The 13,604-nt window shown below is 39.5% G+C and carries 12 protein-coding genes; 3 read left to right on the top strand and 9 right to left on the bottom strand.

Translation table 11 applies throughout. The annotated features are described in order from the left end of the window. The first annotated feature begins 66 nt into the window (after positions 1-66). Positions 67-1,209, top strand: coding sequence for a helix-turn-helix transcriptional regulator (locus DYH63_RS07520; protein WP_116788220.1), 1,143 nt, complete (start codon positions 67-69; stop codon positions 1,207-1,209). Between the two features lie 50 nt (positions 1,210-1,259). On the opposite strand, the gene DYH63_RS07515 is transcribed toward DYH63_RS07520, so the two are convergent. From DYH63_RS07515 to DYH63_RS07495, 5 genes are all read right to left on the bottom strand, one after another. Then, positions 1,260-2,543 (bottom strand): Glu/Leu/Phe/Val family dehydrogenase, encoded by a 1,284-nt coding sequence (locus tag DYH63_RS07515; protein ID WP_240409075.1) that lies wholly within the window; start codon positions 2,541-2,543, stop codon positions 1,260-1,262. A gap of 35 nt (positions 2,544-2,578) precedes the next feature. After that, positions 2,579-3,397, bottom strand: a complete 819-nt coding sequence (gene metQ, locus DYH63_RS07510; RefSeq protein WP_116788219.1) for a methionine ABC transporter substrate-binding lipoprotein MetQ — start codon at positions 3,395-3,397, stop codon at positions 2,579-2,581. 29 nt (positions 3,398-3,426) lie between these two features. Beyond that, on the bottom strand, positions 3,427-4,080 hold the full coding sequence (gene metI, locus DYH63_RS07505; RefSeq protein WP_116788218.1) for a methionine ABC transporter permease MetI: 654 nt from the start codon (positions 4,078-4,080) through the stop codon (positions 3,427-3,429). Continuing rightward, entirely contained in the window at positions 4,073-5,104 is a 1,032-nt protein-coding gene (gene metN, locus DYH63_RS07500) for a methionine ABC transporter ATP-binding protein MetN (RefSeq protein ID WP_116788217.1), read from the bottom strand. Before metN ends, metI begins: the two co-directional genes overlap by 8 nt. A 161-nt stretch (positions 5,105-5,265) precedes the next feature. Next, complete coding sequence (locus tag DYH63_RS07495; protein WP_116788216.1) at positions 5,266-6,012, bottom strand: alpha/beta fold hydrolase; 747 nt, start codon at positions 6,010-6,012, stop codon at positions 5,266-5,268. A gap of 355 nt (positions 6,013-6,367) precedes the next feature. Between DYH63_RS07495 and DYH63_RS07490 the strand changes: the two genes are divergently transcribed. After that, complete coding sequence (locus DYH63_RS07490; protein ID WP_116788215.1) at positions 6,368-7,588, top strand: dipeptidase; 1,221 nt, start codon at positions 6,368-6,370, stop codon at positions 7,586-7,588. 85 nt (positions 7,589-7,673) lie between these two features. On the opposite strand, the gene DYH63_RS07485 is transcribed toward DYH63_RS07490, so the two are convergent. From DYH63_RS07485 to DYH63_RS07470, 4 genes are all read right to left on the bottom strand, one after another. Then, entirely contained in the window at positions 7,674-8,123 is a 450-nt protein-coding gene (locus tag DYH63_RS07485) for a sterol desaturase family protein (protein WP_116788214.1), read from the bottom strand. A gap of 8 nt (positions 8,124-8,131) precedes the next feature. Continuing rightward, a complete protein-coding gene (locus DYH63_RS07480) occupies positions 8,132-8,971 on the bottom strand; it encodes a phytoene/squalene synthase family protein (RefSeq protein WP_116788213.1) in 840 nt (279 codons plus the stop codon). Beyond that, positions 8,968-10,464, bottom strand: a complete 1,497-nt coding sequence (gene crtID / locus DYH63_RS07475; RefSeq protein ID WP_116788212.1) for a bifunctional phytoene desaturase/3,4-desaturase — start codon at positions 10,462-10,464, stop codon at positions 8,968-8,970. The genes DYH63_RS07480 and crtID overlap by 4 nt, the downstream gene beginning before the upstream one ends. A gap of 61 nt (positions 10,465-10,525) precedes the next feature. Next, positions 10,526-11,425, bottom strand: a complete 900-nt coding sequence (locus tag DYH63_RS07470; protein ID WP_116788211.1) for a MerR family transcriptional regulator — start codon at positions 11,423-11,425, stop codon at positions 10,526-10,528. A gap of 348 nt (positions 11,426-11,773) precedes the next feature. Between DYH63_RS07470 and typA the strand changes: the two genes are divergently transcribed. Next, a complete protein-coding gene (gene typA, locus DYH63_RS07465; protein ID WP_116788210.1) occupies positions 11,774-13,570 on the top strand; it encodes a translational GTPase TypA in 1,797 nt (598 codons plus the stop codon). The last annotated feature ends 34 nt before the right edge of the window (positions 13,571-13,604 follow it).

Raw genomic sequence — 13,604 nt, 5'->3', positions numbered from 1 at the left:
TCTCTAAAAAAATATTCAAAAATTTAGCTTTTGTTCTTTTTAATTAGACTGGTTATAAATAATTTTATGCAAAAGTATTTCGGACAGCTTTTACCGGATAATGGAATTAGTATTAAAAATAACGGGAATGGTATTATGTATGTACGCTCACGACTGAAAGAAGAGGGAATAACCCTGTATGAAGTAGATGTAAAAGATAATGCCGACAGCACAAGCGGTGTAGAATACAGCGAAATAAAATTTGATAAAAAAGATGAGATATACGTATCTGGAGGTGTTCATCATACCGATGGCTTTTTTATTATAGAGACTAATTTCAGCAATTATGCCGATTATACAGAACTGCTTACCAAGCGCGGCGATTATGTACAGATGTCATTATTGCTAACGGGCAGTGTAGCTACATTTAAGGAAAAATATAACAGGGTACGTGACCTGCCAACCGGAATATTACAACTGGTTTTTAGGGGAGATACCGATGTGAGCATGAAAATGCCCGGTAATGGCGAACCCATGCGTTATATCAGGATGTTTATTGCAAGGCCGTTTTACCTGTCGCTTATGCAAAACGAGAGCTGGATAAATGCTTCTCCTTTTTATAATGAGGTTAAGAAAAACAGCTATGTGCATTTTGGTAAAAACCTGATACCAACCAATGCCACCATACTAAATATTATTTTTGAGATACTGGATAATAATTATGATGGAGCAGTAAAAAAGTATTTTATAGAGCATAAACTGAAAGAGCTTTTCCTGCAACTGTTTATTACAAATGCCTCAGGAAGTAATATTCCTTCGATAACTGATGAATTGCTAACTAAACTGGAATCTGCCAAGGCATATCTTGTTACTCACTATGCTACGCCGCCCACAATTAAACAATTGTCGCGTATCATATCCTTAAACGAACTGAAGCTTAAAACGGGTTTTAAAGAAAATTTTGGGAGCACCATACACGACTACGTTACTAAAATCAGGATGCAAAAAGCCAGGAAAATGCTTGCCGAACAGCAGCCGGTTAACGAGGTTTCCTCTCATCTGGGATATAAAAGTGTTTCGCATTTTATATGCCTGTTTAAAAAATACCATGGTGCTACACCTAAACAAGCCATGTTGCCCGATTTTTTAATTAAAGGCAAACTTCAGTTGCTTTATGGATGCCTGCACATTTTTTATGAAGTAGCCGCAGAAGCGCTTTTCATTATATAAAGAAACCGCCCTGTTACAGGCGGTTATCTAAATTTGAGACATCAAAGATATCAATTGGCAGTAATGGCACCGCCCGGTATGTTTTGTTTAAGCCTTAGTGTTTCAGCTACTTTTTTTACTGCAATAACATAAGCCGCAGTACGTAGTGGCAGGCTTAAGCTTCTGGCGGTTTCATAAAGGTTTTCAAAACTGGCAGAGAGTATTTCCTCCAGCTTTTGGTTTATAGTATCAATATCCCACGATTCAAGGTGCGAGTTTTGCAGCCACTCAAAGTAAGATACCGTTACCCCACCGGCATTGGCCACAATATCCGGTACTACGGTGATACCTTTTTGATTCAATATAGCATCCGCATCAGACGCTACAGGGCCATTAGCCGCTTCAATAATAATGTTTGCATTTATATCTGCCGCATTCCTCGCAGTGATAACATCTTCTTTAGCTGCCGGTATTAGTACATCTGCATTAAGTGTCAGCAGGCTTTCATGCGGTATTGCATCTGCATTTTTATATCCAAGCAACGACCTGCCATTTGCATTATAATAGGCAATGAGCTGCGGTATATCAAAACCATCGGCATTATGCAATGCTACATCAATATCGCTAACTGCAATAACTTTCAATCCGTTTTCATATAAAAACAAGGCCGTATGCAGCCCTACATTACCAAAGCCCTGTATGGCTACAGTAGTATGGGCAGGGGAGAATCCCAGTTTTTTTAGGGTGAGCAGTGTAATGATGCTGACACCTTTTCCGGTAGCCTCAGTACGGCCCAGCGACCCGCCAGAGTGCAGGTGCTTACCTGTAACTACCGCGTGTACGGGCTTGCCGTGCAATAAAGAAAATTCGTCCATCAGCCAGCCCATTTCATCAGGGCCGGTGCCCATATCCGGTGCCGGAACATCTTTATCAGGGCCAAAAGTATCAGCCAGAGCCTTTGTATATGCCCTTGTAAGCCTTTCGAGTTCTGTTTTAGAAAGTTCTATTGGTTCGCAGATTATACCGCCCTTAGCACCACCAAAAGGTATACCTGTGGCACCCGATTTCCAGGTCATCCATGCGGCAAGGGCTTTAACTTCGTCAAGATGTACACCGGTATCATAGCGTATACCGCCTTTAGAAGGACCTAATACCGTAGAGTGTATAACACGGTAACCGTCGAAGTTTTTCTCTTCGCCATTATCCAGTGTTATGCTAAAGTTTACAAGCACCTGCTTTTCCGGTTGCTGTAATTTTTGGCGTAATGATGGTGTAAGCTGCAATATATCTGCAGCAATATTAAACCTGTCCAGCATAGACTGGTAAGGGTTTTGTTGTATTACAGGAGCATTCATTTTTATGACAATTGATTAATTTATCTTCAGTTATTTTACCAGCCTTTTACAGCTCCGCCTTTAAATTCTTTTATAGCTGCTTGTTCTACTTCAGCATTCTGGTATGCCTTTACAAACTGCTTTACATTTTCGGCATTTTTGTTGTCTTCACGGGTTACGACCAGGTTTACATAAGGCGAATCTTTGTCTTCTACAAACAGCGCATCTTTTGAGGGTACAAGGCCAGCCTGAGCAGCAAAGGTGTTGTTAATAATGGCAATGGTTACATTCTGGTCTTCGAGCGCGCGGGGCAGTTGAGGAGCTTCCAGTTCAAGGATTTTAAAGTTCTTAGGATTTTCTGTAACGTCGGTAAGCTTTGGTAAAAGGCCCACATCAGCTTTAAGTTTTATAAGTCCGTTTTTAGCGAGAAGCAACAACGAGCGCCCACCATTTGTAGGATCGTTAGGTATGATTATCGTACTTTGCGGTTTAAGTTCAGCCAACGATTTTATTTTTTTAGAATAAGCCGCTATAGGGTAAATAAACGTTTTTCCAACAATTGCCAGTTTATAGCCTCTTTGCTTAGACTGTTCGTCAAGGTAAGGCTTATGCTGAAAGGCATTAGCATCTATATCGCCATTGTTAAGGGCTTCGTTTGGAATTACATAATCGTTAAACGATACCAGCTCTACTTCAAGGCCGTATTTTTCTTTGGCAACCTTTTGGGCAGCTTGTGCCACGGTATATTCCGGCCCTGACGATACGCCAACTTTGATCCTGTGCGGATCATTTTTTTTGTCTTTGCCACAGTTGGTCAGTGTGATGGCAGAAATTGAAAGTAAGCTAATTATAGATAATCTGAATATTGATTTCATAAAATAAAGTATAAATGTTGTGTTTTTTTTTATCGGCGATCAAAATGTTTAGAAAGTGCATCGCCCGCCAGTTGAATTGCAAAAACCAGCAGTACAAGCAGTATGAGTACGGTATTCATGACTACGGCATCATAACCAATGTAGCCATATTGGTAGCCTATTTGCCCCAGTCCGCCGGCACCAACAGCGCCTCCCATGGCAGAATACCCTACAAGTGTAATGAGCGTAATAGATGCTGCATTAATTAGCGACGGCAAAGCCTCGGGCAGTAATACCTTATATATTATTTGCCAGGGAGTAGCACCCAGCGCCCTTGCAGCTTCTACGATACCATTTGGCAATGCCAGTAGGCTGTTTTCTACCAGCCTTGCTATAAATGGTGCAGCGCCAATACTTAAAGGCACAAGTGCCGCACTTACACCAATAGATGTACCTACTACAGCACGGGTAAAAGGTATCATCCATACTATAAGTATTATAAAAGGTATGGAGCGAAATATATTTACCAGTATAGACAGGCTTTTATTGAGTGCTGAATTTTGCAGTACCTGCTCTTTGCGGGTAAGAAACAGCAGTATACCGGTAGGCAGGCCCAATACAAAACCAAAAAAACCTGACACAAAAGTCATGATAAGTGTTTCCCAAGTACCGTTTAATAAAAGTGTAATAGTTGATTCAGACATAGCCAAGCAATTCAGTTTTTATATTTTTTTGATTAAACAATTGTAGTGCATCATTCTGCCGGGGCAAATCGCCGGATATTTCTATGATTAGAATGCCAAAGCTGGTGGTCCCGGCATACGATGTTTCGGCAGAAATAATCTTAATATCAATATCATATTGCCTCGCAGCATCGGTAATAAAGGGTTCATTTGCACTATTGCCGCCCAGTTCCAGGCGCACCAGGCTACTAAGCCCGTCTTTGTGTAATGCTTTAAGGCGCTCAGTATAAACAGGAGGTATCTCGATATGAAGGGCAGAGGCTATGAACTCGCGGGTAAGCTGTTGTTGTGGTTTTGCAAATATTTCTCCTACAGTACCTTGCTCTATAAGCTCGCCACCACTAATTACGGCAACCTCGTCGCAAATGGCCTTTACTACTTCCATCTGGTGGGTAATGAGCAATATGGTAATATTAAGTCGCTTGTTAATATCTTTAAGCAGGTTTAATATGGCGCGGGTAGTAGCGGGGTCTAAAGCACTTGTAGCTTCATCGCAAAGTAATATCTTAGGATTATTTGCCAGTGTACGGGCTATGGCTACACGTTGTTTTTGACCGCCGGAAAGGCTTGCCGGGTAATCGTTAATTTTTTCATCAAGCCCTACAAGTGCCAAAAGTTCTTTTACCCGTGCATCAATTATATTTTTTGGAGTATTGGCAAGTTCCAGTGCAAAGGCTATATTTTGGTACACCGTTCTTGATGAAAGCAGGTTAAAGTGCTGAAATATCATGCCCATTTGCCTGCGTTCGCGGGTTAACTGCGCCGCACTAAGGCCCGGCAAAGACTTTCCTTCAATAACTACATCACCAGACGTAGGTTTTTCTAAAAGGTTTATGCAACGTATAAGCGTGCTTTTTCCGGCACCGGAAGTACCTATCACACCAAAAATTTTGCCTTTTGGCACGTGCAGCGAAACATTGTTCAGTGCCTTTATCTCCCTGTCTGCCTTATAAAACGTTTTGGAGATGTTTTTTAATTCGATCATTTATTATTATCGTATTTGTATTCTTAGTTGCATAAAAAAAGCCCTTTACAATGTTGTAAAAGGCTTAGCTCATAAAGTATGGGCACAGGTACTTTTGCAACACAGAATTTTCCGTACGCAGCAGCAGTTCATGATCATATTTTTAGTTAAGTTTTTCAAAATTAAGAAGATAAAAATTCAGCAACTTTATTATTAAATTCCTCAGGCTGTTCCATCATTGGGGCATGGCCGCAATTGTTTATAAGAAACAGGTGCGAGTTAGGCAGGTGGTAGTAAAACTCCTCTGCTACGGTCATTGGCGTTACAATATCCTGCATACCCCATATTAGCAGTACGGGCAGTGTTATGGTACTGAGTATGCTTTTAAGGTTTTGGTTACGTGCCGCTTTTGCGGTGCGTACTACAGATAATGCTTTATCCCTGTCTTGTATGGTGCTAAAAACTTGTTTTATAAGAGCATCTGTAGCGGCCTCCTGGTTAAAGAATACTTCTCGAACCCGGTCTGATATAAACTCAAAGTCATTAATCCTGGGAAATGGCACGTCAAAAGAGTTTTCGTATAAGCCTGAACTTCCGGTAAGGATAAGCTTGTCTACTTTTTCCGGATGTTTTAGCGTATACAATAGTGCAATATGTCCACCAAGCGAATTACCTACAAGTACAGGTTGCTCGATTTTATTTTCGGCTATGTACTCTTCAAGGAAAACAACAAAGTGGTCCAGGTTATTTTCTTTACCCTGCTTTTTATATAGTGGAAGTTGTGGCGTATGTACACTATGGTGAGAGCCAAAATAATCTTCAAAAGCACTCCAGTTGCTAAGGTCGCCAAAGAGCCCATGCAGCAATACAATATGCTTCTGCTTAGAAGCTACCTTTATTCCCTGTCTTGTAATTACTTTTTGTTCCATAGCTAAAAATCTTTATGGTGGATGCTTTGCAAAAGTAGGGAAGTTTTAATTAGTCTACCAAATCAATAGACTAATAATTTACTAAAATTTAACATTTAGTTTTATACGCTTATTGTTAGTTGATCGACTATTGAATTTTTGTATTATTTGATTGCTATATTTACGATGCTTATCGTATTGTTATACAACAGTGTAGAGATTCTATAATTCTTTGTTTTTTAATTGAAATAAAGTCGGGACGCAATTAAACTTTTTAATGTTGTAATTGTCTAAAATTTGTAAGGCTGTATTTATATCCCCTTACTAAATTTTACACATCATCATAGCAGGTTTTTCTGCACAACTTTATTAATATATGTCAATACATCAAAACCCATGGTCCCGCAGAAAATTTGTCAGTACACTTACCGGTGCAGGAGCACTTATGTTTATGAACCCTCCGTTAATGTGGGCATTTGAGGGAGAGGAAGATCCTAAAGTAGCCGCCATTGTAGCAAAAATAATGGGTATAGATACTCATAATCATATCGATGTACCTTTAAATGCGAGTGAATTGCCCGGTCCGAAACTTGATCTTATAAGCGAATTTAAAAAATCAGGGCTTTTGGCTATTTCTATGACATTTGCTGTTGATTACCAAAAGCTGCCAAATGTTGGTGATGCTTACAACAGGTTTATAGCAGGTTTAGATGCTATGGACGTTGTACTTAAAACCAATAACATAAAGCGTTCCTTAAACCTAGACGATCTTAATACGGCTAAAAAAGCAGGTAAGCCTACGGTAATACAATCGGTAGAAGGGTGCCATTTTCTTGAAGGACATGCAGACAGAGTACAGATAGCGTATGACCGTGGGCTGAGGCAACTTGGATTACTGCATGATAATGATGCTTCTGTTCCGTTAGGGGATGTATATACTAATCTGGTAAAATTTGGTGGACTTACGCAACTGGGTACTGATGTAATTAAAGAATGCGACAGGCTTGGCATACTGGTAGACCTGGCCCATGCCAGTAACGATACTATTAACGCGGCACTTAAGGTAGCTACAAAACCGGTGCTTATTTCGCACACCGGTCTTGATACTCAATTAGGTCAAAATCCTTTTATGGCAAAGATGATGAAGCCAAGGCTTGTAAGTAAGGAGCAGGCAAAGATTGTAGCCGATGCAGGTGGCGTTATAGGGGTATGGACACACCTTGCTGATACCCCACTGGAATATGCACAAAATATTCGTGCTATGGTAGATGTTATGGGTATAGACCATGTGTGCATAGGTACAGATACTAAACTGACACCAAGTTACAGATCACCAAATGATAAAAGAGAGGGGCCAAAGCCAGAGGGGAATAACGACAAACCACAAAGCGGTAAGCCGGAAAACAAAGGCGGTGACAAAGGTAGCGAAAGAGTAGGAGAGCGTACCAACGGTGCCTGGAAAGATCAAAAAGCTGGATTCTATTACGCAGTTGTAGATGCTTTACTTAAAACAGGATTTAATGAGGGCGAAATAGCTAAGATAGGCGGTGATAACTTTTGCCGCATATTTGATGCCGCCACAAAAGGACATAAATAATTACAAGAGGGTTCATGTAGGTAAGCATCTGGAATTTATTTTCAGGTACTTTTTTTGTATTTAGTATTGTTGTTAGCTTTGAAGGTTACTTTTTCCAGTACTTCATCGGGAAAAGTAGCATTCCAAAACATTCGCCGTCGCCTTTTCCTAAGTGTTTATGGTGCATTTTATGGGCACGGCGCACCGCTTTACCGTAACGGCTGGTAGCATTGCGAAATATTTTAAAACGCTGGTGTATAAAAATATCGTGTACTAAAAAATAGGTAAGACCATATGCAAAAATACCCAGGCCTATAGCCAGCCCTATTTGTAAAATATCATTTTGCCAAAGCAGGAAGAAACCAATGCTTATAAGCGCATAGAATATAAAAAACGTGTCGTTGCGCTCAAACCACGAGTCGTGGTCTTTGCGGTGATGGTCTGCGTGCAGGCTCCATAAAAAGCCGTGCATAATATACTTGTGCGTAAACCACGCCATAAACTCCATCATAAAAAATGTGAGGAAGAAAACTATTATATATATCCAGGTGGGCATAACTTTTACTAAATAAAATTAAAACGGTAATCAAGATAGCACTTGGCAAGCAGGGTTACTTTTTGATAATCAGGTACCCTTATGCGCCTGTTTTTTATCTCTAACGGCGGGGTGTTTTTAAGCTTGGTTAGCAGTGCCTTATAGTACACATAAGCAGTATACACCCCAAATTTTGCTTCGGCGGGTAGCTGCAAGATACCTTTATAACCTTCGTGCAGGTCGGCCTCTATCTCCTCAACAATAGCGCGTTTGGTGGCATCGTCCATTTCGTTAAGGTTTAGTGTAGGAAAGTAGGTACGGTCAAGGTCTTCCATATCGGCTTTAAGGTCGCGTAGAAAATTGACTTTCTGGAATGCCGATCCCAGCCTCATAGCACTGGCTTTAAGCTGTTCATATCGGCTATCATCATTGTTTACAAAAACCTTAAGACACATAAGCCCTACCACATCTGCACTACCATAAATATACTCGTTATATTCTGAAAAACTGCTGTATTCTTTTTTAACCAGATCCAGTTTCATGCTTTTCATAAAAGCATCAATAAGGCTTTGCGGAATATTATATTTATGTACCGTATGCTGAAACGCGTTAAGTACAGGGTTTAAGCTTATGCCTTGTTGCAATGCCATTTCAAGATCGACTTCAAGCTGGCTAAACAAAAGCTCCTTATCATAATCATGAAAGCTGTCTACAATTTCATCTGCACAGCGCACAAAACCATAAATGTTATAAATGTCCTGCCTTATAGATGGTGCAAGCATTTTTACCGCTGTAGAAAACGATGTGCTGTAAGCACGCGTAACGTAGCGCGCACAGGCAAACGATACAGTGTCAAAGATTGATTTCATACAGGTGAGGTTACAGTTTGTGATGTTTTTTTAGCAAGTTGTTTCTGTATCAGTTCAGCAACAAGTTTGCCGGATATAAGTGCTGGGGGTACCCCAGGTCCCGGTACGGTAAGTTGTCCTGTAAAATACAGGCCTTTAACTTTTGGGCTGCGTAGTTTTGGGCGTAAAAAGGCAGTTTGCCACAATGTATTTGCTAAACCATAAGCATTGCCTTTATAAGAATTGTAATCGTTTACAAAATCGTTTATACAAAAAGACTCTTTAAATATAATGTGGCTCTTTACTTCCTGTTTGGTCAGTTTTTCAAGTCTCGTTATAATAATGTTGAAATATTTTTCTCTTAGTTCAGCAGTATCTTCTATGCCCGGTGCCAGCGGAATGAGGAATGTAGCAGCCTCCTGTCCGTTTGGTGCAGCACCAATATCTGTTTTAGAAGGGAAACTGGCATAAAACAAAGGTTCATCCGGCCAGCGTGGATTATCATAAATATCTTTGGCATGAACATCAAAATCGGTATCAAAAAATAGAGTGTGATGTTCTACATTCTTCAGTTTTTTATCAAACCCTATATAAAATAAAAGGGATGATGGGGCAAAGGTGCGGCTCTCCCAATAAGCTTCGCTATACTTACGGTATTGTGGTTCTAATAGAGATTCTCCATGATGATAATCGGCCCCGCACACTATAATATCGGCATCAACCCTTTGGTTATTTACCGTAAGGTATGAAGCTTTACCGTTTTCTACGCTGATTTTTGTAATGTTAGCATTGGCAACAATTTTAACACCCAGGCTTTCTGCCAGATTAACCATGCCTTCTACCACGCTATACATACCATTTTCAGGATGCCAGGTACCCAGTCCAAAGTCGGCATAATTCATAAAGCTGTAAAAACTTGGTGTATCACTTGGCTTGGCACCGAGAAAAAGCACAGGGAATTCCAGTATTTGTACCAGGCGGGTATCTTTAAACTTTTTGCGCACATCGCGCGATATATTGCCTAAAAATTGTGTAAGCCGCGTTACTGTTTGTGGTGTAACCAGTTCTAAAGGCGACTCTCCCGGACGGTATACCAAATTTTTTATGGCAATGTCATAATTGCTGCGTGCTTCATCTATAAAATTATGGAGTTGCTGTGCACTGCCTTTTTCTATACCTTCAAATGTTTGGGCAATATCATCCAGGTTATCAGCAATGTTTACAGCATTATCTTCTTCAAAATAAACCTTATAAGCAGGCGATAGTTTTTTAAGAGAGTAATAGTCGGCAGGCTTTTTACCAAAATCGGCAAAAAAGCGTTCAAATACATCAGGCATCCAGTACCAGGTAGGCCCCATATCAAAGGTAAAACCTTCTTTTTTCAATCGTCTTGCCCTGCCGCCCGGAGTAGCATTTTTTTCGTAAATAGTAACATCATGCCCCTGTTTGGCAAGATATGCCGCGGCTGCAAGCGAAGAGAAACCAGAACCTATTATTTTTATATTTGTGGACATGCTTGTAAGTTAGCTAATTGCTTGTGGAATGTATTATAACAGTTGTTAAACAAAATATAAATCAGAGTTGACCCGTAAAGCCCTGTATCATATTAAATGCCCTTACTTTATTGCTAACCATTGTTTTTGTTATTTCCTGTGCATTACGGCCAAATAGGTACAGGTGTGTGGTGTCATCATTTAGTACCATCTCTTTAACATCAACAATATACTGGTTGATATCCTGGGTTGCAGGTTCTGTAGTTAGATACGTGACAAAAGTTATATTGCTGAAAATTTCTTTAATAGCAGACAGGTTTTCTACCGGAATACTTTCGCCAAGATAAACAGTGCGGTAACCCCTAAGCTGTAGTTTATAATTGATAAGCATGAGTCCTAATTCATGCGATTCATTTTCAGGCAGATAAAGTACATATATCCTATCATTCTGGTGCCTTTCAACAGGAGGTAATGATTCTATATTTACAGCAATTTTTTGTTTTATAAGATTACTTATAAAATGTTCATGTGCAGGTGTTATGGTATTTGTTTGCCATAAGCTGCCTACTTCTTCTAACAGGGGCATAAAGCAGTCGTAAAAAACATCCAGAAAAGATTTAGATTCAAGTAGCCTTTTATAGGTGTCCATAAATAACTGCTTATCAAAATTCATCATAGCAAGCTTAAAGGCACTGATAACATGATCGTTTATTATTTTACTACTCATTATATCTTTAACCATTGCAGAAATATTTTCTTCCGGCATCTTAGATATAGTGCTTATTTTATAACCAAAACTGTTTAACGTATTTATATTTAATAGTTTTTGCAGGCTTTTGCCATCATATACCCTTATATTGGTTTGTGTACGCATAGGCTGGAGTACTGCATATCGTTTTTCCCATATTCTAATAGTATGTGCCTTGATGCCGGTCAGGTTCTCAAGATCTTTTATAGTAAAAACGCTTTTTATGTTGTTCATCTTTTTGGGGTAAGAGTTAAACAAATTTACTATAAAAGATGCTTTCAATTGTAAATATACTGTTAAAAACCATTCTTTATTAAGTAAATTTCTGACAATTAGTGTATTAATTCTAGTTTTAGGTTAATATACGCAAACTTTTTACTAACCACAGCTGATTTCATTTTTTTGATTTAAAACTTAACAATATAGAGGAGGCAAAATATGCCGGCACTTTTGTTTTTTGATATTGTGTGTTAGTAAATTATCTCTTTCAGGTTACATTAAAATTTTTACAGCTAAACCCTTAGTAATTAAAGTTTTTTTTATGAAAAAAAAATGTACCTTTGCAGCTTCAAAAAAACGAAGATGGCTGCTATTAGAAACATTGCGATTATTGCACACGTTGACCACGGCAAAACTACCCTGGTAGACAAAATTATGTATCATTGTCAATTGTTCCGTGAAAACGAGAACACAGGAGACCTGATACTTGACAACAATGACCTGGAACGTGAGCGTGGTATTACCATTACCTCTAAGAACGTTTCGGTAACCTACAAAGGAACAAAAATCAACATTATAGATACCCCTGGTCACGCCGATTTTGGTGGAGAGGTAGAACGCGTACTTAACATGGCAGACGGTGTTTGCCTTCTTGTAGATGCTTTTGAAGGCCCAATGCCTCAAACGCGTTTTGTACTGCAAAAAGCTATCGACCTTGGCCTTAAGCCATGTGTGGTTATCAACAAAGTAGATAAAGAAAACTGTACTCCTGAAGAAGTTCACGAAAAAGTATTCGACCTGATGTTTGAGCTTGGCGCTGAAGAGTGGCAGCTTGATTTCCCTACCGTATATGGTTCGGCAAAAAACAACTGGATGAGCGACCATTGGGAAAATGTTACAGATAATATAGAGCCGCTTCTTGACATGGTTATTGAGCATGTGCCTGCACCTAAAGTTTCTGAAGGTACACCACAAATGCTTATCACATCATTAGACTTTAGCAGCTTTACAGGCCGTATTGCTATAGGCCGCCTTCAAAGAGGTGTTCTAAAAGAAGGGCAAAACATAAGCCTTGTAAAACGCGATGGTAAAATAAGCAAGTCTAAAATAAAAGAGCTTCATACTTTTGAAGGCCTTGGGCGTAAAAAAGTAGAAGAAGTTGTAGCCGGAGATATTTGTGCTATTGTAGGTCTTGAAAGTTTTGAAATTGGCGATACTGTTGCTGACTTCGAAAATCCTGAAGCACTTACTTCTATTGCTATTGATGAGCCTACAATGAGTATGCTTTTCACTATTAATGACTCTCCTTTCTTTGGTAAAGAAGGTAAATTTGTTACCTCGCGCCACATTAAAGACAGGTTAGCTAAAGAGCTTGAAAAAAACCTTGCACTTCGTGTAGCGGATACAGATAGTGCAGATAAATTTATGGTATTTGGCCGTGGTGTACTACACTTATCTGTACTTATTGAAACTATGAGAAGAGAAGGTTATGAGCTACAGATAGGCCAGCCACAAGTTATCATCAAAGAAATTGATGGTCGCAAGTGCGAACCGGTTGAAGAGCTTACAATTGACTTACCGGACAACCTTAGCGGACGTGCAGTAGAATTTGTAACAATGCGTAAAGGTGAAATGCTAAGCATGGAGCCTAAAGGTGAGCGTATGATCGTTAAGTTCAACATCCCGTCTCGTGGTATTATTGGTCTTAGAAACCAGTTACTAACTGCTACTGCGGGTGAGGCTATTATGGCACACCGTTTTCTTGAGTACCAGCCTTATAAAGGTGAGATACCTGGACGTATGAGTGGATCATTAATCTCTATGGAGAATGGTAAGGCTATTCCTTACTCTATCGATAAACTACAGGATCGTGGTAAATTCTTTGTTGATCCTAACGAAGATATCTATGAAGGTCAGGTTATCGGCGAAAACTCTCGTGGTGATGATATGACCGTTAACGTAACTAAGACTAAAAAACTGTCTAACGTACGTTCATCAGGTGCAGATGATAAAGCAAGAATTATTCCTGCTGTTAAATTCTCTCTTGAAGAAGCGCTTGAATACATCCAGAAAGATGAGTACGTAGAGGTTACACCTAAGAGCCTGCGTGTTCGTAAAATCTACCTGACTGAAACTGACAGGAAACGTTTCAAAATATAATTATTTATTGTCTCTGACAATTCCAGAATAAAAA

The sequence above is a fragment of the Flavobacterium psychrotrophum genome (assembly GCF_003403075.1).
GTDB classification, from domain to species: Bacteria; Bacteroidota; Bacteroidia; order Flavobacteriales; family Flavobacteriaceae; genus Flavobacterium; species Flavobacterium psychrotrophum.
The sequence above is the reverse complement of the archived record's forward strand: the minus strand, read 5'-3'. Positions and strand labels throughout refer to the sequence as shown.